This is a genomic window from Mycobacterium gordonae, assembly GCF_002101675.1.
GTDB classification, from domain to species: Bacteria; Actinomycetota; Actinomycetes; order Mycobacteriales; family Mycobacteriaceae; genus Mycobacterium; species Mycobacterium gordonae.
This window is the reverse complement of record NZ_LQOY01000015.1, coordinates 55,713-76,363: the sequence shown is the minus strand read 5'-3', so window position 1 is coordinate 76,363 and position 20,651 is coordinate 55,713. Positions and strand designations below refer to the sequence as shown.

The 20,651-nt window shown below is 67.3% G+C and carries 19 protein-coding genes; 7 read left to right on the top strand and 12 right to left on the bottom strand.

Annotated elements, in window-relative coordinates; translation table 11 throughout:
- Positions 1 to 34 precede the first annotated feature (34 nt).
- Positions 35 to 2,497: a serine/threonine-protein kinase PknD gene (locus AWC08_RS02335; protein WP_142283372.1), complete on the top strand. Its 2,463-nt coding sequence runs from the start codon at positions 35 to 37 to the stop codon at positions 2,495 to 2,497.
- Between the two features lie 7 nt (positions 2,498 to 2,504).
- Here the strand turns inward: AWC08_RS02335 and AWC08_RS37305 are convergent, their stop codons facing one another.
- From AWC08_RS37305 to sdhC, 5 genes are all read right to left on the bottom strand, one after another.
- Positions 2,505 to 2,969 carry a hypothetical protein gene (locus AWC08_RS37305; protein WP_069434911.1) on the bottom strand — a complete coding sequence of 155 codons (465 nt, stop codon included), beginning with the start codon at positions 2,967 to 2,969 and terminating at the stop codon, positions 2,505 to 2,507.
- A gap of 84 nt (positions 2,970 to 3,053) precedes the next feature.
- Complete coding sequence (locus AWC08_RS02325; protein WP_065136178.1) at positions 3,054 to 3,848, bottom strand: succinate dehydrogenase iron-sulfur subunit; 795 nt, start codon at positions 3,846 to 3,848, stop codon at positions 3,054 to 3,056.
- Positions 3,848 to 5,602: a succinate dehydrogenase flavoprotein subunit gene (gene sdhA, locus AWC08_RS02320; protein ID WP_065136215.1), complete on the bottom strand. Its 1,755-nt coding sequence runs from the start codon at positions 5,600 to 5,602 to the stop codon at positions 3,848 to 3,850. The genes AWC08_RS02325 and sdhA overlap by 1 nt, the downstream gene beginning before the upstream one ends.
- Positions 5,603 to 5,648: 46 nt before the next feature.
- Positions 5,649 to 6,116: a succinate dehydrogenase hydrophobic membrane anchor subunit gene (locus AWC08_RS02315; protein ID WP_069434910.1), complete on the bottom strand. Its 468-nt coding sequence runs from the start codon at positions 6,114 to 6,116 to the stop codon at positions 5,649 to 5,651.
- Positions 6,113 to 6,451: a succinate dehydrogenase, cytochrome b556 subunit gene (gene sdhC, locus AWC08_RS02310; RefSeq protein ID WP_065136216.1), complete on the bottom strand. Its 339-nt coding sequence runs from the start codon at positions 6,449 to 6,451 to the stop codon at positions 6,113 to 6,115. Before sdhC ends, AWC08_RS02315 begins: the two co-directional genes overlap by 4 nt.
- 275 nt (positions 6,452 to 6,726) lie before the next feature.
- On the opposite strand from sdhC, the gene AWC08_RS02305 reads away from it, so the two are divergent.
- From AWC08_RS02305 to AWC08_RS02295, 3 genes are read left to right on the top strand one after another with little or no spacing between them, the layout of a single operon-like run.
- Complete coding sequence (locus AWC08_RS02305) at positions 6,727 to 7,128, top strand: cytidine deaminase (RefSeq protein WP_065136180.1); 402 nt, start codon at positions 6,727 to 6,729, stop codon at positions 7,126 to 7,128.
- Positions 7,125 to 8,408 (top strand): thymidine phosphorylase, encoded by a 1,284-nt coding sequence (locus AWC08_RS02300; RefSeq protein ID WP_069434909.1) that lies wholly within the window; start codon positions 7,125 to 7,127, stop codon positions 8,406 to 8,408. The genes AWC08_RS02305 and AWC08_RS02300 overlap by 4 nt, the downstream gene beginning before the upstream one ends.
- A complete protein-coding gene (locus AWC08_RS02295) occupies positions 8,408 to 9,490 on the top strand; it encodes an adenosine deaminase (RefSeq protein WP_069434908.1) in 1,083 nt (360 codons plus the stop codon). The genes AWC08_RS02300 and AWC08_RS02295 overlap by 1 nt, the downstream gene beginning before the upstream one ends.
- Positions 9,491 to 9,493: 3 nt before the next feature.
- Here the strand turns inward: AWC08_RS02295 and AWC08_RS02290 are convergent, their stop codons facing one another.
- Positions 9,494 to 12,751, bottom strand: a complete 3,258-nt coding sequence (locus AWC08_RS02290) for a helix-turn-helix transcriptional regulator (RefSeq protein WP_085087336.1) — start codon at positions 12,749 to 12,751, stop codon at positions 9,494 to 9,496.
- 229 nt (positions 12,752 to 12,980) lie between these two features.
- Here AWC08_RS02290 and AWC08_RS37785 point away from each other — a divergent pair, with 229 nt between their 5' ends.
- Positions 12,981 to 13,130 carry a hypothetical protein gene (locus AWC08_RS37785; RefSeq protein ID WP_156781413.1) on the top strand — a complete coding sequence of 50 codons (150 nt, stop codon included), beginning with the start codon at positions 12,981 to 12,983 and terminating at the stop codon, positions 13,128 to 13,130.
- A 17-nt stretch (positions 13,131 to 13,147) separates the two neighbouring features.
- Positions 13,148 to 14,035, top strand: a complete 888-nt coding sequence (locus tag AWC08_RS02285; RefSeq protein WP_069434470.1) for an alpha/beta fold hydrolase — start codon at positions 13,148 to 13,150, stop codon at positions 14,033 to 14,035.
- Here AWC08_RS02285 and AWC08_RS02280 read toward each other — a convergent pair.
- The 4 genes from AWC08_RS02280 to AWC08_RS02265 form a co-directional block, all read right to left on the bottom strand.
- Positions 14,032 to 14,520, bottom strand: a complete 489-nt coding sequence (locus AWC08_RS02280) for a PE family protein (RefSeq protein WP_069434469.1) — start codon at positions 14,518 to 14,520, stop codon at positions 14,032 to 14,034. The two genes, AWC08_RS02285 and AWC08_RS02280, sit on opposite strands and share 4 nt — an antisense overlap.
- 91 nt (positions 14,521 to 14,611) lie before the next feature.
- Positions 14,612 to 15,136, bottom strand: a complete 525-nt coding sequence (locus AWC08_RS02275) for a PE family protein (protein WP_069434465.1) — start codon at positions 15,134 to 15,136, stop codon at positions 14,612 to 14,614.
- A gap of 229 nt (positions 15,137 to 15,365) precedes the next feature.
- Positions 15,366 to 16,676, bottom strand: a complete 1,311-nt coding sequence (gene satS / locus AWC08_RS02270) for a protein export chaperone SatS (RefSeq protein WP_069434464.1) — start codon at positions 16,674 to 16,676, stop codon at positions 15,366 to 15,368.
- Between the two features lie 33 nt (positions 16,677 to 16,709).
- Entirely contained in the window at positions 16,710 to 17,573 is an 864-nt protein-coding gene (locus tag AWC08_RS02265) for an alkaline phosphatase family protein (RefSeq protein ID WP_065136186.1), read from the bottom strand.
- A gap of 91 nt (positions 17,574 to 17,664) precedes the next feature.
- On the opposite strand from AWC08_RS02265, the gene upp reads away from it, so the two are divergent.
- Positions 17,665 to 18,288, top strand: coding sequence for a uracil phosphoribosyltransferase (gene upp, locus AWC08_RS02260; RefSeq protein ID WP_065136187.1), 624 nt, complete (start codon positions 17,665 to 17,667; stop codon positions 18,286 to 18,288).
- A 1-nt stretch (position 18,289) separates the two neighbouring features.
- Here the strand turns inward: upp and AWC08_RS02255 are convergent, their stop codons facing one another.
- Together AWC08_RS02255 and AWC08_RS02250 are read right to left on the bottom strand one after the other, a co-directional pair.
- Positions 18,290 to 19,849, bottom strand: a complete 1,560-nt coding sequence (locus AWC08_RS02255) for a phospho-sugar mutase (RefSeq protein WP_069434463.1) — start codon at positions 19,847 to 19,849, stop codon at positions 18,290 to 18,292.
- Between the two features lie 3 nt (positions 19,850 to 19,852).
- Positions 19,853 to 20,641, bottom strand: a complete 789-nt coding sequence (locus tag AWC08_RS02250) for a purine-nucleoside phosphorylase (RefSeq protein WP_069434462.1) — start codon at positions 20,639 to 20,641, stop codon at positions 19,853 to 19,855.
- Between the last annotated feature and the right edge of the window lie 10 nt (positions 20,642 to 20,651).

The window sequence follows — 20,651 nt, the reverse complement described above, 5'->3', positions numbered from 1 at the left end:
GATAGCATCCAGACACCGCTTCGGAGGAGGCCTGGTGACGGGGGATGAGGAAGGGGAAGTCTTCGGGCGGTACCGGCTGCTCGAGGTGCTTCGCTGGGGCGGCATCGGCACCGTCTACCGAGCCCGCGACACACTGATGGCGCGCGAAGTGGCCATCAAGGTGATTCCGGCCGAGCCGGCATATCAGGATCGGTTCCGCCAAGGGGTGGCTGTCGCGGCGCGGCTGCACAACCCGAACATCATCCCCATCTACGAGGCGGGGGACATCGATGGCCGCCTGTACATGGTGATGCCGGTCATCGACGGTGTCGATCTGCAGACCCTATTGCAGCGTGACGGGCCGATGAGCCCGACGCTCGCCGTGCGCGTGGTCGAGCAGGCCGCCTCGGCTCTGGAAGCCGCCCACGCGTGCGGGCTGGTGCACGGTGACGTCAAACCGTCCAACATCTTCGTGGTCGGCGGCGATTTCGTGTACCTGTTGGATTTCGGCGTCGACGTCGACAGCTCCGTCCCCGGTGATCCGCGTGGCGATATCCACGCGTTGACCCGCGTGCTGCAGGCGTGCCTCATCGGTCGGCCGGCCGACCGCGACAGTGTTCTGCCCGCGGGATTCGACGAAGTCGTCGCGCGTGGCCTGGCCGACGACCCCGAGTGCTATCAAAGCGCGCGCGAGTTGGCGGCGGCCGCCAGGCAAGCACTTGCGCCCGTGGCGATGCCAGCGACCCCCGACGCAACGGAGTTCGGGCGCTACCGGCTGTTCGAACTGCTCGGGGCCGGTGGCATGGGCTCGGTGTACCGGGCACACGACACCCTGCTGGAACGTGACGTGGCGGTCAAAGTTTTGAGACCGGAACTGGCCACCGAGCCCGGATACCAGGAGCGGTTCCGGCGTGAGGCGTATGCCGCGGGCCGACTGGCCAACCCGCACATCATTCCGATCTATGAGGCCGGCGAGATCGACGGGCGGCTGTACCTGGCGATGCCGATCGTCGACGGCGTCGATCTGCACCATGTGCTCGACCATGCGGGACCGATGAATCCGCAGCGGGCGGTGCGCGTGGTCGAACAGGTGGCCGTGGCACTGGATGCGGCTCACAAGTCGGGGCTGGTGCACCGCGACGTGAAGCCGTCGAACCTACTGATGGTCGGTGAGGAATTCGTGTATCTCATCGATTTCGGGCTGGTTCACGAGGCTACGGCCACGCGCTTGACGCGCACCGACATCGCTCCGGGCAGCCCGGCCTACATGGCTCCGGAGAGGTTCAAGGCAGGGACGATCGCCGACGCCCGCGCCGATGTGTACTCGCTGGCCTGTGTGCTCTACGAGTGCCTGACCGCGCGGCCGCCGTTCAGCGGTGGTGGGGTGGAGGGCTTGACCGCCGCTCATCTGTTCGACGAGCCACCCAGGCCCAGCAGCGTCGATCCGGCGCTGCCGGCCGGGTTCGACGAGGTGATCGCGCGCGGCATGGCGAAGCAACCCGATGACCGATACCAGTCCGCGCACGAATTGGCCGTCGCTGCCCGCGCGGCCCTCACCACCGAACCAGCCACGCGATCCGTCGCCGCCGACGCCCTGCGCTCGACGCAGGATGCCCGCACTCTTCCGTCCCCGGCGCGCAGTCGTCGCCGTACCGTTGCCCTGGGTGCGGCCGCGGTCGTGGTCGTGCTCCTGGCCGGTGCCGCAATCTTGGCGCTCACCAACGGATTTCCGTTCCGCCCCGGTAACGCTGAGGCTCAGATTGTCCTGCCGTTCACGGGTCTGGACGGACCCCAGGGTGTCGCGGTCGACGCCAACGGCAACATCTACGTCACCGACACCGGCCACAACCGGGTGCTGAAACTCGCCGCGGGTACCAGCGCCCAGACCGCCGAATCCTTTGGCGCCCTGGACCATCCGGGTGGGATAGCCGTCGACGAACAGGGCAATCTGGCGGTCACCGAGCCGGCGAACAACCGGGTGCTCGAACTCCCCGCGGGATCGACCGACCCGAATGTGCTGCCGTTCACCGACCTTGCCGCCCCCGCGGGTGTGGCCCTGTACACACGCAGCCCCGGCACCCACCGGATCGTCGTCACCGACTCCGGGCATGACAGGGTGCTGGCCCTGAGCGAGACGCGTTCCCCCAGCCCGCGCGAACTACCCTTCACCGGATTGGATGAACCCTCGGGTGTGGCGGTGGGCAACGATGGTGGCCTGTTCGTCATCGACCGCGCGAACGAGCGGGTGCTGAAGCTGCCGTGGACGGCGTCGGTGGCGACGGTGTTGCCGTATGCGGTCGGCCACCCCGACTTCGTCGCGGTCGACGGCGCCGGCGACCTCTACGTCACCGACAGTCATGCCAATCGAGTGATGAGGCTGAGAAAGGACACCACGGCGTCAATCACGTTGCCGTTCAACGGATTGAAGGGACCGCAGGGCGTCGCCGTGGACTCCGCCGGAAACGTGTACGTCGCCGACGCCGGCAACAACCGTGTGCTGAAGCTGCCGGCGAGCTGACTCGACTTCATCGCCGTGGCGGCGGCGGGCGATACTGCCCGGGTCCCGGCGGGGGATAGTGCGGCGGGCCCGGTGGTCGCCCCGGTGGCGGATGCTGCGGTGGGTAGTAGTACTGGCCACCAGGCTGCGGTCGGTAGTGCTGCGGTCCAACGCCCGGCGGAGGATTTCCCGGTGGCAGGTACGGCTGCGGCGCAGTGGAACGGCGGCGGCTGGATTTGACTGTTTTCACGATGGCCCAAACGATCACAGCCAAACCCAGCCCGGCAATTATCCCTCCCACCACCTGCTGGGTGGTGTGCAACTCGTCGTACGTGCCCGATGGGTGTCTGAAACGCCCCTTGCAGACATCGCCGTCGTGCATGACGGTCTTGTCGTTGCACTTCACTGGGCCAACCGTGGCGTGGTAGACGCCGCCGACCATCATGGCCAGCCCGACAAACAGAACTATCAGCAGTGCAGCGGTTCTGCTCATCAGACCCTCCCGAGTCGGCGCGAACAGACACAAAAACCCCTCTCACGCACCGAAATCACGGGCTTTTGCGTCTTCTCGCGCAAGTTAACGCGAGAACATCACCGCGCGCTTGACTTCCTGGATTGCCTTGGTCACCTGGATGCCACGCGGGCAGCCTTCGGTGCAGTTGAACGTGGTGCGGCAGCGCCACACCCCGTCGACCTCGTTGAGGATGTCGAGGCGCTGAGCGGCCGCCTCATCCCGGCTGTCGAAGATGAACCGGTGTGCGTTGACGATCGCCGCCGGACCGAAATAGCTGCCCTCGTACCAGAACACCGGGCAGCTGGTGGTGCAGCAGGCGCACAGGATGCACTTGGTGGTGTCGTCGTAGCGGGCGCGGTCGGTGGGGCTTTGAATGCGTTCCCGCGTGGGTGGATTGCCGGTGGTGATCAGGTACGGCTTGATCGCCCGGTAGGCGTCGAAGAACGGCTCCATGTCGACCACCAGGTCCTTCTCCACGGGCAGGCCGCGGATCGGTTCGACGGTGATGGTCAACTTCTTACCCGGCTTTTTCGGCAGTAGATCGCGCATCAACACCTTGCAGGCCAACCGATTCAGCCCATTGATCCGCATCGCGTCCGAGCCGCACACGCCATGCGCGCAGGAGCGGCGAAAAGTCAGCGTCCCGTCCAGGTAGCCCTTGATGTAGAGCAGCAGGTTCAGCAACCGGTCACTGGGCAGGCACGGCACGCGGAAGCTCTGCCACCCACCGGTGGCCGCGAACCGTTCGGGGTCGTCAGGGTTGAACCGGGCGATCTTCAGGGTCACCATCACCGCGCCTTCGGGAACCGGCGGCAAGGGCGGGTCGAGAGTTTCGGTCACCTCGGGGGCCTCGGTCATCAGTACTTCCGCTCCTTCGGTTCGTAGCGGGTCTGCACGACGGGTTTGAAGTCGAGCCTGATGTCGCTGAGCAGGTCGGTGCCCTGCTTGTACGCCATGGTGTGCCGCATGTAGTTGACGTCGTCGCGGTTGGGGTAGTCCTCGCGGGCGTGGCCACCGCGCGACTCCTTACGGTTCAGCGCACCCACCACGGTGACCTCGGCCAGCTCCAGCAGGAAGCCCAGCTCGATGGCCTCCAGCAGGTCGCTGTTGAACCGTTTCCCTTTGTCGTGCACGGTGATTCGGGAGTACCGCTCTTTGAGCGCGTGGATGTCGGTGAGCGCCTGCTTCAGCGTCTCCTCGGTGCGGAACACTGCGGCGTTGTTGTCCATCGACTGTTGCAGAGCGGTGCGGATGTCGGCGACGCGTTCGTTGCCGTGCTCGGACAGGATGTCGCGCACCCAGCCGACCACCATCGCCGCCGGGTCCGGCGGCATGTCGGCGTAGTCGTGGCTCTTTGCGTAGTGGGCCGCGGCGATGCCGGCACGGCGGCCGAAGACGTTGATGTCCAACAGCGAGTTGGTGCCCAGCCGGTTGGCGCCGTGCACCGACACGCATGCGCACTCGCCGGCCGCGAACAGCCCGGGCACGGTGTTGGTGTTGTCCCGCAGCACCTGTCCGGTGACCGTGGTCGGGATGCCACCCATCACGTAGTGACAGGTCGGGTAGACCGGCACCAACTCCTTCACCGGGTCCACCCCGAGGTAGGTGCGGGCGAATTCGGTGATGTCCGGCAGCTTGGCTTCCAGCACGTCTTCACCAAGGTGGCGGACGTCGATGTAGACGTAGTCCTTGTTGGGTCCGGCGCCGCGGCCCTCCAGCACTTCCAGGACCATCGAGCGCGCGACGATGTCGCGCGGCGCCAGGTCGACGATCGTGGGGGCGTAGCGCTCCATGAAGCGTTCGCCGTCGGCGTTGAGCAACCGGCCACCCTCGCCGCGCACCGCTTCGGAGATCAGGATGCCCAGCCCGGCCAGGCCGGTCGGGTGGAACTGGTGAAATTCCATGTCCTCCAACGGAAGTCCCTTGCGAAACACGATGCCGATGCCGTCACCGGTCAGGGTGTGTGCGTTGGAGGTGGTCTTGTACATCCGCCCGGAGCCGCCGGTGGCCAGCACGATCGCCTTGGCGTGGAAGACGTGGATGGTGCCGGTGGCCAGTTCGTAGGCCACCACCCCGGTGGCCACCGGGCCGGTGGGGGTCTGGGTGAGAGCCAGATCCAGCGCGTAGAACTCGTTGAAGAACTGCACGTCGTGCTTGACGCAGTTCTGGTAGAGCGTCTGCAGGATCATGTGGCCGGTGCGGTCGGCCGCATAGCAGGCGCGGCGGACCGGGGCCTTACCGTGGTCGCGGGTGTGGCCGCCGAAGCGGCGCTGGTCGATGCGGCCTTCGGGGGTGCGGTTGAACGGCATCCCCATCTTCTCGAGGTCCAGGACGGCGTCGATCGCCTCCTTGCACATGATCTCGACCGCGTCCTGGTCGGCGAGGTAGTCGCCGCCCTTGACGGTGTCGAAGGTGTGCCACTCCCAGTTGTCCTCTTCGACATTGGCCAGGGCGGCGCACATGCCGCCCTGGGCCGCGCCGGTGTGACTGCGGGTCGGGTAGAGCTTGGTGAGCACCGCCGTGCGGACCTGCGGGCCCGCCTCCACCGCGGCACGCATTCCGGCGCCGCCGGCGCCGACGATCACCACGTCATATCGGTGTTGCTCGATCACCACGCGCCTTTCACGAGAATGTGGCCTTTCACGAAAATGTGGCCTTTCACGAAATGTTGGGGTTGAACGTCATCAACACATAGGTGCCGAGCATCAGCGTGAACACCATCGACACCGTCAGTAGGGCGTTGAGCCAGAAGCGGGTGATGTTCTTGCGGCTGTAGTCATCGATGATCGTGCGAATGCCGTTGCCGCCGTGCAACTGTGCCAGCCAGAGCAGCAGCAGGTCCCACACCTGCCAGAACGGCGAGGCCCACCGCTGTGCCACGAAGTTGAAGTCCACGCGGTACACGCCGTTGTCCCACATCAGCATGATGAAGATGTGCCCGACGGCCAGGAACACCAGTGCGATACCGGAGAACCGCATGAACAGCCAGGCGAACTTCTCGAAGTTGGGGATGCCGGCGCGGCGGCGCGGTGAACGCGGGTTGTCCAGGCTGGCCGGGCGGTAGTAGGCGCGTTGCTTCACCGGCGCGGTCTGGCCGGGCCCGAGCTGGAGGTCAGGACTGCTCATTTGAAGTGCTCCCACATGTGGATGCCGGTCACCACGCCGGCCATCACCAGCATCACCAGGAACGTCACCGCGACGATCCACAGCATCCGCCGCTGATACCGGGGACCTTCGGACCAGAAGTCGATCAAGATGACCCGGATCCCGTTGAGTGCGTGGAAGCCGACGGCGGCCACCAGCCCGTACTCCATCAGCCCGACAACCGGTGTCTTGTAGTCCGCCAGCACGGTGTTGTACGCCTGCGGGCTGACCCGCAGCACCGCCGAGTCCAGGACGTGGACGAACAGGAAGAAGAAGATGGTGGCGCCGCTGATGCGGTGCAGCACCCACGCCCACATGCCGGGGTCTCCGCGGTAGAGCGTCCGCGGTGGTTTGCGCTTGCGCGACGAGTCCGAAACGGGCGGATCCGTGGTTGTCGTCTTCAACGCCACCTGAGTGCTCACCTCATTCACGCCGTTGGGAAACCGGCTGATAAACGGCTATCGCCGGGCATTCGCGAGCTTAGCTCGGCGGGGGTTGCCCGCGGTAGCGCCACGATGTGATCCACATCCCGTGTCCAGGCCGGGATAGGGTGGGCCTGTTGAATCAGCCCAACCGTGAGCGGGTTTGCGAGATGCCGGAAGTCGACTGGAATACGTTGCGCAAGAAGGCGATTGACGCTTCCAGGGGTGCCTATGCGCCGTATTCGCGGTTTCCGGTGGGTGCGGCGGCGCTGGTCGACGACGGCCGGATTGTGACCGGCTGCAATGTGGAGAATGTCTCATATGGTCTTGGTCTCTGTGCCGAATGCGGCGTCGTGTGCGCGCTGCATTCCACCGGGGGCGGCCGGTTGCAGGCGCTGGCGTGCGTGGACGGAGACGGCTCGCCGTTGATGCCCTGCGGACGATGCCGGCAGGTGCTGCTGGAGCACGGCGGCCCGGAGATGCTGATCGACCATCCGGCCGGTCCCCGTCCGCTCGGCGAACTGCTGCCCGACGCCTTCGGTCCCGACGATCTTTTTCGGGACTCCCGTTGAGCGAGTTCGCATTCGATGCGCCGACGGTGATCCGTACCAAGCGGGACGGCGGCCGGTTGTCCGACGCGGCGATCGACTGGGTGATCGCGGCCTACACCGACGGCACGGTGGCGCCCGAACAGATGTCGGCACTACTGATGGCTATCTTTCTGCGTGGCATGGATCGCGACGAGATCGCCCGCTGGACCGCGGCCATGCTGGCGTCGGGCCCTCGGATGGATTTCACCGATCTCGGGTTGCCGACCGTCGACAAGCACTCCACCGGAGGAGTGGGCGACAAGATCACGCTGCCGGTAGTGCCCGTCGTCGCCGCCTGTGGCGCGGCGGTTCCGCAAGCAGCCGGGCGCGGCCTCGGGCACGCCGGGGGCACCCTGGACAAGCTCGAATCCATCCCCGGGTTCAGCGCGAACCTGTCCAACGAGCGGTTGCGCGAACAGTTGTGTGACGTCGGTGCCGCCATCTTCGCCGCGGGCGAACTGGCGCCGGCCGACGCCAAGCTGTACGCGCTGCGCGACATCACCGGCACCGTCGAGTCGCTGCCGTTGATCGCCAGTTCGATCATGAGCAAAAAGCTTGCCGAGGGAGCAGGCGCGCTGGTGCTCGACGTCAAAGTCGGTTCGGGCGCCTACCTCAAGCCCGAAGCGCGTTCCCGGGAACTGGCCCACACCATGGTCGAGTTGGGCATCGCGCACGGCGTGCCCACCCGTGCCCTGCTCACCGACATGCAGTGCCCGCTGGGCCGCAGTGTCGGTAATTCCGTCGAGGTCCAGGAGTCGCTGGAGGTGCTCGCCGGCGGCGGCCCACCGGACGTGGTGGAACTGACCCTGCGGCTCGCCACCGAGATGCTGGAGCTGGCCGGCGTCGACGGTGTGGATCCGGCACAGACGTTGCGCGACGGCACCGCGATGGACCGGTTTGCCCGACTGGTGGCCGCCCAGGGCGGTGATTTGTCGAAACCGTTGCCGATTGGTCGGTATTCGGACACCGTTACGGCCGCCCGGAGCGGCACAATGGGCGACATCGACGCGATGGCAGTGGGGCTGGCGGCCTGGCGTCTCGGTGCGGGCAGATCCCGGCCGGGGGCGCGGGTCCAGCACGGCGCCGGCATCAGGATCCACCGTCGACCGGGCGAGCCGGTCGCGGCGGGCGAGGCGTTGTTCACGCTCTACACCGAGACCCCGGAACGCTTGGCTCCCGCGCTGGCGGAATTGGACGATGCCTTCAGCGTGGTCGACAACCCGCCCGCGCCCAGGCCGTTGATCATGGATCGGATCACGTGATGAACCTGACCCTCGAACAGATTCGGCAGGCCCCCAAGGCCCTGCTGCACGATCACCTGGACGGCGGGCTGCGCCCCGCCACGGTGCTGGAGATCGCCGGGGAGGTAGGTTACGACGAGCTGCCGGCCACCGACGCGCAGGAGCTGGCGACCTGGTTTCGCACCCGATCGCACAGCGGTTCGCTGGAGCGCTACCTCGAGCCGTTCTCGCACACCGTGGCCGTCATGCAGACCCCCGACGCGCTGTACCGGGTCGCCTACGAATGCGTGGAGGATCTGGCCGCCGACTCGGTGGTGTACGCCGAAATCCGGTTCGCCCCCGAGTTGCACATCAACCGCGGGCTGTCGTTCGACGACGTCGTGGACGCGGTGCTGGCCGGCTTCGCCGCGGGGGAGAAGGCGTGCGCCGCCGCCGGTACGCCGATCAAAGTCCGGTGTCTGGTGACCGCGATGCGCCATGCCGCGATGTCGCGCGAGATCGCCGAGCTGGCGGTACGGTTCCGCGACCGGGGCGTGGTCGGATTCGACATCGCCGGCGCCGAGGCCGGGCACCCGCCCACCCGGCACCTGGACGCTTTCGAATACATGCGAGATCACAACGCGCGCTTCACAATTCATGCGGGTGAGGCGTTCGGATTGCCGTCCATCCACGAGGCGATCGCGTTCTGCGGGGCGGACCGGCTGGGCCACGGGGTGCGCATCGTCGACGACATACAGGTTGACCCCGACGGCGCGGTCGCGTTGGGCCGCCTGGCCGCGATAGTGCGCGATAAGCGGGTTCCGCTGGAGATGTGCCCGAGTTCCAACGTGCAGACCGGTGCGGTGGCCAGCATCGCCGAGCACCCGTTCGACCTGTTGGCGCGCAGTCGCTTTCGGGTGACCGTCAACACCGACAACCGGTTGATGAGCGACACCACGATGAGCCAGGAGATGCACCGGCTGGTGGAGGCGTTCGGCTACGGCTGGACCGATCTGCAGCGCTTCACGATCAATGCGATGAAGTCGGCGTTCATCCACTTCGACGAGCGGTTGGCGATCATCGACGAGGTGATCAAGCCGCGGTATGCGGTGCTGATCGGGTGATGTTCACGAATGCCGAACCGCCTCCTGGGCGAGTTGCACCCGTGAATTGAAACCGAGTTTGGTGTAGACGTGGGTGAGGTGGGTCTGCACGGTGCGTGGTGAAACGAAGAGCCGCTCGGCGATGTCGCGGTTCGAAAGTCCTTCTCCCACAAGGCGCACCACGTCCAGCTCGGCCCGGGTCAGGGACGGCCAGCCGCTGCTTGCGCGTCTGCGTTCGCCGCGCCCGCGTTGCGCTTGAGTGATCGCCTCGGAGATGGACAGCGCAGCGCCCTCAGCCCAGGCGCCGGCCATTTCCTCGTCGCCCATCGCGGCGCGCAGGGCTTCGACCGATGCTTCGTACTCGCCGTCGTAAATCTTCAGGCGCAGCGCACCGGTGCGCCCCCGATGCGCGTCGGCCGCACCGAACAGCCGGGCAGCCTCACGGTGATTGCCGTCGTCGAGGGCCAGTCGTGCAAGGCATTCCAGCACTGGCGGAACATAATTGTGGGCCCCGGCCTCGGTGGCGCACGTCAGCGCGTCGTACGCGTCTCGCCGGGCTTGTTCGGGCTCACCCTCTGCCATGGCAACGCGGCAGCGTGTCGTCAGCGCTGCGGACAGGTGACAGCCCGACGTCGTCGCCACACCCTCCTCGACGCATCGCCGAGCCTCGGCGACGTCTCCGTTCGCCAGTTGGACCTCGGCCCGAACGGCGCGCCAGAAGGTCGCGGTCAGCGGTTGGGCATTGAGATTCTGCCAGGTTTTCTGGTCCGCCTCGGTGGCCGTGCCAATGTCGCCGCTGGCCAGTGCGGCCAGCACCAGCGTTGAATAGCCAAGTCCGACAAAGTATTCGCCGAGCTCGGCGGCACCGTCAATGGCGGCCTCGCTGGCCGCCCGCGCGCCGCTCACGTCGCCCTGATAGGCCAGCGCATCGCCCAGCCCCTTCAGGCTCAACGAGGTGAACACGTCTGCGTCGGGCTCCTGCTCGACAAGATCGCCGAATCGTGCTGCGGCTCCGGTCAGGTCGCCCTGCCACAACTGTGCGTAGGCCACCGCCAGGCGGCACTGACGCGAGCCGATCCGGTCGCCGATCAGGTCACTCAGGTCCCGTCCTTCGCTGCCCAGCGCGTGGGCCGCGTTCGCGTCACCGGCGACTATCGCGGCGCTGCTCTGCCAGCTGAGGATCTGGCTGAGCCGCCAGCGATCCCCCAACTCCCGCGCGACGCCGGCCGCCTCGGCGAAATAGTTTTCGACGACGTCGGTCTGATAATTGAAGCCTGCGGCCAGGCCGCACGCCGTCAGGGTACGTGCCGTCAGTGCCGGATCGTCGAGTTCGCGGGCGATCTTCAGCGATTGCTGGGCCTCCTCGATACTTGCCGGCGCATCCACGAACATGCTGAGGACGGCCTTGTCGGCGAGCGCGCGCGCCCACACCGCGGCGCCCACCTCGAAGCCGTCTCGGTTGGCTTGCGCGACAAGGGATTCGAACCAATCTCGGCCCTCGGCGATTCGTCCTCCGGCAAGCCACAGCGGCTGCAGGGACGACGCCATCACGAGGGCCGATTCGATTTCCGAACTGTCCCGGTACCAGCCCAGGGCGGCGCGCAGGTTGTCGATGTCGGTCTCGATCTCGTGCAGCAGTTCCTGGTAGTCGGTGCGGCCCGGACTGTCGAGTACCGCCGCCCTCGACAGGTAGTGGGCGGCATGCCGTGTGCGCGCGGCTTCGGCCTCTCCGGCTTCGGTGAGCCGCTCCATTGCGAACTGGCCAATTCCTTCGAACCGCCGATAACGGGTTCGGCCGGGTGAACTCTCCGCCGCGATCAGCGACTTGTCGACCAGCGATGACAAGCCGTCGAGCACCTGATAGCGGGATATCTCCGGCGAGCCGGCGACGGCGTGCGCCGCATCGAGGTCGAAGGTTCCGCTGAACACCCCCAGCCGGCGGAACAGCACCTGGTCGGCATCGCTCAACAGCCCGTGCGACCAGGCGATCGACGCCCGCAATGTCTGGTGGCGGCGCAGACCGGTTCGAGAACCGCCGGTGAGCAGCCGGATCTTGTCGTCCAGGCCCGAGACGATCTCCGGGAGCGAGAGCGCCCGCACCCGTGCGGCCGCGAGCTCGATCCCGAGCGGCATCCCGTCCAGCCTGCGGCAGATCTCGCCGACCAGGGCCGCATCGTCTTCGGTGACGACGAAATCGGGCCGAGCCGAACGGGCGCGGTCGGCGAAGAAGGCGATTGCGTCGTCCTCGTACGCCAAGGACGGAACCCGCCATGTCACCTCGCCGGCCACCCCCAGTGGCTCGCGACTAGTGGCAAGCATCGTCACCCCGGGGCAGGAGCGGAGCAGCCCACCGATCCGCCGGGCGGCGCTGTCGAGTAAATGCTCGCAATTGTCCAGCACGATCAGCACCCGGCGCCGGCCGAGGTGACGCAGCACCGCTTCGTCCACGGACCGGCCGGATTGGTCCGGCACTCCCAGCGCTCGTGTCACCGCGGCCGGCGCGAACTCGGGACTGGCAACCGGTTCCAGGTCGACGTAGTACATGCCGTCGGGGAACGCCGACGCCGATTGGGCGGCCACCTGGACGGCAAGCCGGCTCTTGCCGATCCCGCCCCCGCCGATCAGCGTCACCAGGCGGTTCTCCAGCAGGATCGGGGTTACCTCGGCCAGCTCGCGGCGGCGGCCCACGAAGTTGGTTAGGTGCACCGGCAGCGGGGCTGCCGCACCGCCGTGTGCCGTGCACAGTGGCGGGAAGTCGTTGCGCAGGTCGGGGTGGCACAGCTGGTGCACCGGTTCCGGGGGCGCCAGGTCGCGTAGCTGGTGTGAGCCGCAGTCGCTCAGCCAGGCCTTGGCCGGAAGATGGTCGGCGACTATGTCGGCGGCGACGGCCGACAGCAGCGTCTGGCCGCCGTGTGCCAGCTCCCGCAGCCGGCCGGCGCGGGTGACGGTGGTGCCGACGTAGCTGGTGGCGTCGTCGCTGAGCTGTGCATCGCCGGTGTGCAGGCCGATATGCAGCCGGATCGGGTCCAGCTCACTCAGCTGCAACTGCAGCGCGCAGGCCACCGCGTCCCCGGCGCGACCAAAGGCGACCGTGAAACCGTGGTCATCGGACTGCCCGGTCGGCCGGACACCGCCGTGGCGGGTGATCAGGTCGCAAAGCGTGCTGTCCAGCAGCGCAAACGCGCGTGACGCCTCCTCAGGCTGCCCCGGCTGCAGCCGGGTAACACCCTGGATGTCAGCTACCAGCAGCGTCACCGTACCGGTCAGCAGCAACTCGTTCACGCTCCCTTTGGCCCGTCGCAGAGAGGGTGGATCACGCTCATGCTAGCCAGCCGTGAACCGGTCTGAGCGCGAGATCTACGCGGAAATACGTATGGGGCGGCCCCGTACGTACGCAAACCTACGACCACCCCCCAGCGGAAATACGTATTACGGCCGATGCCTGCAGACGGCCCGACCGCGACAGTTGGTTCATCGAATTTTTCGAGCCGACAACCGGAAGGAAACTCCAATGAGCAAGATCCGCACCCGTGCCACCGCGATCCTCGGCCTGGACGGCGAGGGCCCGTCCCAGAAGCGCGCCGCCAAGCGGCAGGCTCAGCCGCGGCGCTATGCGTTCCTCGAGTCCTCGAGCATGTCACGCGCGATGGACCGTCTCTGACTAACATCGGCGCTGTGCTGCCCGAGCGTCTCCGCACCGACGAGTCGCAGCTGCATATTCTGCCCGACGGCCGCGAGCTGGCCTACCAGGAGTGGGGCGACGCCACCGGTTATCCGGCGTTCTACTTCCACGGCACGCCGAGCTCCCGCCTCGAGGGTGCGTTCGTCGACGACGCCGCCAAGCGGAACGGCTTCCGGCTGATCGCGGTCGACCGTCCGGGATTCGGCCGTTCGACTTTTCAGCCGGGACGCAGGTTCGGCGATTGGCCGGCTGACGTCTGCGAGCTGGCCGACGCCCTCGGCCTGGACGAATTCGGTGTGGTCGGGCATTCCGGAGCCGGGCCGCACCTGTTTGCCTGCGGGGCCCTGATACCGCCGGCGCGCCTTCGCTTCATCGGCGCGTTCGCGCCGTGGGGTCCGCTGGCGACGCCGGAGATCGTCCGCGCGTTGAACTCGGCCGACCGCGTCTACCGCCGTCTCGCGCGGTTGGGCGCGTGGCCTTTCCACGCCGCGTTCGTCCCGCTGGGCTGGTGCGCGAAGTACTCGCCCGGCTTGTTCTGCCGGTTGTTGACGGCATCGGTGCCAGAGCCGGAGCGGCGGCAGCTGCGTGACGAACTGTTCCTGCAGCACTTTCGCGCCAGTCAGCTCGAAGCCTTCCGGCAAGGCGGTCGCGGTGGAGCTTATGAGTCCTTCCTGGATTACCGGCCGTGGACATTCGGGGTCGAAGAAATCGCCGTTCCTACCCACATCTGGCAGGGTGACCGCGACTCCTTCATCCCGCGGGCCATGGGTTATTACTTCGAACGCACGATCCCAAATGTGGATCTGCACTGGTCGCAGGGCAAGGACCACTTCAATATCGAGGACTGGGACGCTATCTTGGCGGCTTGTGCGGCCGACATTTAGGTCAGCCCGAAAAGCGAACCCACAAAGGCGATGGGCAGCCACAGCGCCAGTGCGGCATAGATCGGGATGAGCATCAGAAAGCCCAGGTAATAGAGAGAGGCCAGCGTTTGCCAGAACAGTCCGGTCACCGTGCTGATCAGCGACGCGAACACTTGATCGAGTGAGGGGAGGCCGGCGGCGGGCGCTGGCTGCAACAACGAGGTGTTGGCGGCTTCCGCGGTGGCATAGGAGTTGGCCGCCGCGCAGAGGTGCCTGGCGAACTGGTCCTGGTAGGCCGCGGCCTGCCCGGCAGCCGTCTGATAGTCCTGGCCGAATCGGGAAAACAGCTGTGCTACGGCCGCCGACACCTCATCGGCGGCCGCGGGCAACACCGCTTGCGTCGAGGCCGCCGTCGTCTCGTTCGCCGCGCCGAGCGCATGCCCGATCGCGCTCACCTGGGTTGCGGCCTGGGCGAGCAGGTCCGGCACGGCGACTACCGCGGACATGGCGATCATGGAATCAGTGCCGGGTCGATCGCGGCAAGCGGGGCGCGAGTCAGCAATTCAGTCGTGTTGCGAATGTCATCTACTCGAGACTTCAAAGAAGATAGGGCAGAGCTATGGGAAGTCCTAAAGATGCCATGCCGGACAAAATCAATGGGCGAATCAAAAAAATGTAGGTGAGCAGACAAAATACTAAGAGGTAGAGGGGCAACGTCAATAAAATCATCAGAATTTCGTTATATGGCTGCGGCAATGAAGCTGACCAGACGTATAGTCGAGAAAAAAGCGACCACCCGTTCTCGATCGTCGGCGCGATGATCGTGCCTACGCTTTGCAGGAACTCTGCGTTTACCGCTTCTGCGCTTGCATACGATTCGGCGGAGGTGGCCATCTTCTGCGCGAACTGGTCGTGATAAGCCGAGGCTCGTGCGGCCGCCTTCTGAAAGTCCTCGGCATGCTGAGCGAACAGCCGCGTAATACCCGCGGAAACCTCGTCAGCCGCGGGCGGCAGCAGCGCTTGTGTGAAACCCGACGCTCGCGCTTGAGCCGCAGTGACATTCGCGTCGATGGCCGTCAAGTCCGTCGCCGCCTGGGCGATCAACTCTGGTGTCGCGAGCATGGGACTACGATGCGCCAGGTTGGCTCGGACCGTCTTGCGTAGTCGGCTACTTAAATTCTGCGCGCTACTCGCGCCGCAGCCGCGACGCTCACGCTGGATGTCGTCGCCGGCCCGCGGCGCTACTCGCGCCTCAGCCGCGACACTCACGCTGGATGTCGTCGCCGGCCCGCGGCGCTACTCGCGCCGCAGCCGCGACGCTCACGCTGGATGTCGTCGCCGGCCCGCGGCGCTACTCGCGCCGCAGCCGCGACTCGACGAACGATTCCAGCTTCTCCCACGCCCGCACCGCCGAGGCGTACGGGCCGGCGGGCTTACTCACCGATTCGGGCTCCAACACATAGGCGATCAGTTTGCCCAGCGGCTTGCCCTTGTCCAGGGCCTTGTCGACGGTGCTCTCTTCGGAGTAGTCGCCGATGTCGCGCAGCAGTTCGACGGCCAGGTCGAGCTGTTCGCGATCCACCGCCTCCGGTCCGTCGGCGAAGTCGTCGGCCAGTCCGCTGAGCACGTAGACGTTCTCGTCGGTGATGTCGATCTTGAGCGAGCCGTCGGTCGCTGCGGTGCGGATGTCGTCGTAGGTGGCCAGATCCGACAGGTCGTGGTCGTGCTCGTCGGCCAGATAGCGGGCTAGGGCCCGCTCCGAGCCGAACACGCTGATGCGGCCGTTGCGACCCAGGAAGATCGGGCGGTCATCGAGGTAGCAGCGCAGCGTGTAGAACGTGCCGGAACCGGTCATGATGCGGATCGGGTCGATTCCGACCTGCGCCCAGAAGTCCTCGTCGCCGCCCAGAACGACGGTGTCGCCTTCGGCGCGCCCCTCCTCTTCGTCCTCGTCTTCGTCCACCTCCTCGGTGGACTCCTCGGCGCTCTCCTCGGTCTCGTCGGTCTCCTCGTCGGTGTCTTCGTCTCCGTCGGAGTCCTGAGCCGCCTCTTCGTCCTCCTCGACTTCCTCCTCGAGTTCCTCGGCGGCCTGCTCGGACAGCTTCTCGTCCACCTCCGGCGTGCTCACCACGTCGTCGATGGCCTTGAGGACGTCGTCCCAGCTACGTCCGATGATCTCGGCGATGGCGTCCCATCGCTTCTGGCCGGCCCTGCCGGTGAAGTGGTCGATTCCGCCGGAGACGGTGCCCAGGGTCGGGTTGCCGTTGAAGAACTTCGAGATCGCCGGCAACTCGCACACCGACCCGATGGACGACACGATCGCCAGCGTTCCGGCCAGCGCTGCCACCGACTCCTCGGTGGGTTTCTCGGCCACCAGTTCCTCCACGGCCACCAGGTCGAACCGCTTGTCCTCGGCGGGGTCCAGCTTGTGCGCGTGGGCCTCGGTGATGTCCTGCCACCCCGGGTGGTCCGTCAAGTCGTTGTCGTCGTCACTGCGGACGAACGCGACCAGGTCGGCAACGCTGTCGAACACGTAGAGGTCTTCGTCCTTGCCCAGAAACGCCTCCCACTCGTCCCCGGAGTCGCGCCAGCGGGGCGCCCACAGCGTGTAGCGGTCACCCTCGGACAGGCTCAGGCGGATGGGCACGAGGTCAGCAGCCATGCGGCACACAATAGCGACCCGGCCTGTTGGCGCTTATCCGCCCCAAATAGTTGCGATCACCGGAGCGGTTGCCGCGTAACCCGTTTTGGGCAGCCCGTACATCTCCTGCAGCGTCGAGAGCACGTTGTAGTGGCTGATGGTTTCGTTGTAGCTGCCCGGCTGTACGTGGGCTCCGTAGAACACTGTGGGGATCTGGTTGCGCGGACCGCCGTCGTCCTCGTCCCAGGTGAGGATCAGCAGGCTGTTGTTGGCCCTGGCCCAGTTGGCGTAGGCCGCCATCCGGCTGTTCAACCAGGCGTCCCCTTGGGCGATCGAGCCGTCGTGCATGTTGTTGTCGTTGTTGGGGATGACGAACGACACCGTCGGCAGGCTCGCGTAGTTGCCCGGCCCCGGGAACGCGGAGAACGGCACCGAGACCGAGGCGGGGACGTTGCTGAAGTTCACCCAGGGCACGTGCTTGCGGGCATACTTGCCCGCGCTGCACGCCGTCGATCCGACCGCAGGCAGATCCTCGGCGTAACCGCCGAAGGTGCGGCCGGCGGCCAGCAACTCCGAGGCGAGGTTGGGCTGCGCGCCGACGTCCACCGGGCAGCTGTCCTTGGTGAGCCCGAAGGTGCTGCCGGCGAACAACGCCAGATAGTTCGGTTCGCTGGGATGGGTCTCGGCGAACGACTGCGCCATCATGGCTCCGCCGGCGGCCAGCGCATTGATGAACGGCGCCGCCTTGTTGCCGATGATGTTGGCCTGAGAGCGGTTCTCCTCGATCACGACCACCACGTGCGTGTACGCCGGCAGCGTCGCGGCGGCAAGCGCCAGCCGGGGAATCGGCAGCAGCGCCGAGCTCAACCCGGCCAGAGCGCAAAAAACGCTGGTCAGATGCCGTTTGAGCCGCCGCATGCCGGGAGTATATGGGCGGGTTCGGCCCGCCTCCGGGACAGAAACGCGTGTGTCAGGGGGCCTGCACCCGATTGTTATATAAGGTCACCCCGTGGACGTCCACGTCATCGAGCATCCGTTGGCCGCAGCCCGATTGACCGTGCTGCGTGACGAGCGCACCGACAACGCCGCTTTTCGGGCCGCGCTGCGGGAACTGACGTTGATGCTCGTCTACGAGGCCACCCGCGACGCGCCCACCGAGCCGGTGCAGATCCGCACGCCGGTCGGCGAGACGGTCGGTGTCCGCCTGGCCAGGCCGCCGCTGCTGGTCCCCGTGCTGCGCGCCGGGCTGGGCATGGTCAACGAGGCGCACGGCGTGCTGCGCGAGGCTCACGTCGGGTTCGTGGGGGTCGCCCGCGACGAGAAAACCCATCAGCCCGTGCCCTATTTGGAGTCGTTGCCCGACGACCTGAGCGAGCTACCCGTGATGGTCCTCGACCCGATGCTGGCCACCGGCGGGTCGATGGTTTACACGATTGGGTTGCTATTGGCGCGCGGCGCGGCGGACATCACCGTGCTGTGCGTGTGTGTGGCGCCGGAGGGTGTCGCGGAGGTCGAGAAGGTGGCGCCGAACGCGCGGCTGTACACCGCCGCGATTGACGAGGGACTCAACGAGACGGCTTTCATCGTGCCCGGGTTGGGTGACGCGGGCGACCGTCAGTTCGGCCCACGCTGAACTACCAGCGCCCGGCCTGCGCGATGAGCTCCTCGCGCAAGGCTCGGGCCCGCTGCCTCGCTGCCGCCAGATCGCCATTCGTGGCGCATCGAACTTCCAAGTAACACTTCAGTTTTGGTTCCGTACCCGACGGGCGCACCACCGCCCGCACCGACGTGTCGTCGTCGCCGCCGCGCAGGATCAGGGCGTCGGCGATGTCGGTGTGGGTAGCGGCGAAACCGGCGAGCCGATCCGGCGGCGTCTCGCGCAACCGGCGCAGGATGGCGGCGGCCTGCTGCGGGTCGGCGACGCGACGCGGCACCGCGGCCACCTCGTGCACGCCGTACCGGCGGGCCAGCTCGTCCAGCAGTTCAGGCACCGAACCGCCCGCCAGCGAGGCCACCAGGTCGCACACCAACACCGCGGCGCTGATGCCGTCCTTGTCGCGCACCGCCTGCGGGTCTACGCAGTGTCCGATCGCCTCCTCATAGGCGTAGACGAGTGTCCCGGGGCGGTCGGAGTCGGCACGCGCCAGCCATTTGAAGCCGGTGAGGGTCTCGACGTGCACCGCGCCGTAGTGCGCGGCGATCGCGGCCAGCATGCGCGACGACACCACGGTGCTGGCCACGGTCCGGGGTCCATGGGCGGGCTGCGACAGGATGTAATCGCCTAGCAGCCAACCGGTTTCGTCACCGGAGAGCATGCGCCAACCCGCCGCCATCGGGATTCCCACCGCGCAGCGGTCGGCGTCGGGATCCAGCGCGATCGCGACGTCGGCGCCGACATCGGCGGCCAGGGCCAACAGCGCGTCGGCGGCGCCGGGTTCCTCGGGGTTCGGGAACGCGACGGTGGGGAAGTCGGGGTCCGGTGCGAACTGCGCGTCGACCACGTGGACGTCGTCGAAACCGGCCCGGCGCAGGGTCTGCACGGCGATCGCGCCGCCCACGCCGTGCATCGCGGTCAGCGCCACCCGTGTCGAACCGGCGCCGCGCCGCACCCCCGCCGCACGGCGGACGTACCGGTCGACGAGATCGGTATCGGCGGGTGTCACCGGTGTGCGGGGGATCTGGTCGGCCGGCGGAGCGTCCGCCATGGCGGCTTCGATCTCGCGGTCGGCAGGAGAGATGATCTGAACGCCGCCGTCGAAATACACCTTGTAGCCGTTGTCGGTGGCGGGGTTGTGCGACGCGGTGATCTGGACCCCGGCCGCCGCTGCGGTGGCCCGCACCGCGAAGGCGACCACCGGCGTGGGGACCGGGTCCGGAAACAGCAGCACCGAAAAACCCTGCGCTGCAAGAACTTCCGCAGCACCGTGGGCGAACTGGGCCGAGCCGTGCCGGGCGTCGCGGCCCACGATCACCGTTGCGGGCCGCTCGATCACCTGCGCCAGCGCCCAGGTGGCCCGCAGCACCACCGCCAGGTTCATCGCGTCCGGCCCGCCGCGGACGGGCCCGCGCAGGCCCGCGGTGCCGAAGGTCAGTGGGCGCGCGAACCGCGCGGCGAGCTCGTCGGGATCCAGCGCCGCAAGCTCCGCGGCCGTCTGCGGATCCGGGTCGTGAGCGATCCAGTCCTCGGGCGTCACGGTTCAGAACCGCGCGATCACGTCGGCCAGCAGCTGACCCATCCGGGCGGCCGAAGCGGCCCCGGCGGCGAGCACCTCGGCGTGACTCAGCGGCTCACCGGTGATCCCGGCCGCCAGGTTCGTCACCAGCGATACCCCCAGCACTTCGGCGCCGGCCGCCCGCGCCGCGATGGTCTCGTGCACCGTCGACATTCCCACCAGGTCCGCGCCGAGGGTCCGCAGCATCCGGATCTCGGCCGGCGTCTCATAGTGCGGCCCCGGCAGGCCGGCGTACACACCTTCGGCCAGCTCCGGGTCGCAGTCGCGGGCCAGCATTCGCAGCCGCGGCGCGTAAGCGTCGGTCAGGTCGACGAATTGCGCGCCGACCAGCGGCGATCGCGCGGTCAGGTTCAGGTGGTCGCTGATCAGGACCGGCTGTCCCACTTCCATGTCGGTGCGCAGTCCGCCCGCGGCGTTGGTCAGCACGACGATCTGCGCACCCGTCGCGCACGCGGTCCGGACCGGGTGCACCACGTGTTGCAAGTCGTGTCCCTCGTAGGCGTGGATGCGCCCGGCCAGCACCAGTACCCGGCGCTCGCCGATCGGCACCGACAGGATCTCTCCGGCGTGCCCCGCCGCCCTGGGCGGTGCGAATCCGGGGATCTCGGCCTGCGGCAACACGGCGGTCGGGGAGCCCAGGGCGGCGATGGCCGGCGACCAGCCCGAGCCCAGCACCACGGCGACGTCGTGGCTGGCGATGCCGGTGCGTTCGGCGATGAATTGGGCCGCCCGGAGTGCGAGTTCGCTGGTCACACTCGGCGAG

Bases quoted from the DNA above. Each gene is read 5' to 3' on its own strand.
- AWC08_RS02305 (WP_065136180.1), top strand. From the start codon at position 6,727: ATGCCGGAAGTCGACTGGAATACGTTGCGCAAGAAGGCGATTGACGCT.
- AWC08_RS02315 (WP_069434910.1), bottom strand. From the start codon at position 6,116: ATGAGCAGTCCTGACCTCCAGCTCGGGCCCGGCCAGACCGCGCCGGTG.
- satS (WP_069434464.1), bottom strand. From the start codon at position 16,676: ATGGCTGCTGACCTCGTGCCCATCCGCCTGAGCCTGTCCGAGGGTGAC.
- AWC08_RS02275 (WP_069434465.1), bottom strand. From the start codon at position 15,136: ATGCTCGCGACACCAGAGTTGATCGCCCAGGCGGCGACGGACTTGACG.
- AWC08_RS37785 (WP_156781413.1), top strand. From the start codon at position 12,981: ATGAGCAAGATCCGCACCCGTGCCACCGCGATCCTCGGCCTGGACGGC.
- AWC08_RS02265 (WP_065136186.1), bottom strand. From the start codon at position 17,573: ATGCGGCGGCTCAAACGGCATCTGACCAGCGTTTTTTGCGCTCTGGCC.
- AWC08_RS37305 (WP_069434911.1), bottom strand. From the start codon at position 2,969: ATGAGCAGAACCGCTGCACTGCTGATAGTTCTGTTTGTCGGGCTGGCC.
- AWC08_RS02295 (WP_069434908.1), top strand. From the start codon at position 8,408: ATGAACCTGACCCTCGAACAGATTCGGCAGGCCCCCAAGGCCCTGCTG.
- AWC08_RS02325 (WP_065136178.1), bottom strand. From the start codon at position 3,848: ATGACCGAGGCCCCCGAGGTGACCGAAACTCTCGACCCGCCCTTGCCG.
- sdhC (WP_065136216.1), bottom strand. From the start codon at position 6,451: ATGTGGGCGTGGGTGCTGCACCGCATCAGCGGCGCCACCATCTTCTTC.
- AWC08_RS02280 (WP_069434469.1), bottom strand. From the start codon at position 14,520: ATGTCCGCGGTAGTCGCCGTGCCGGACCTGCTCGCCCAGGCCGCAACC.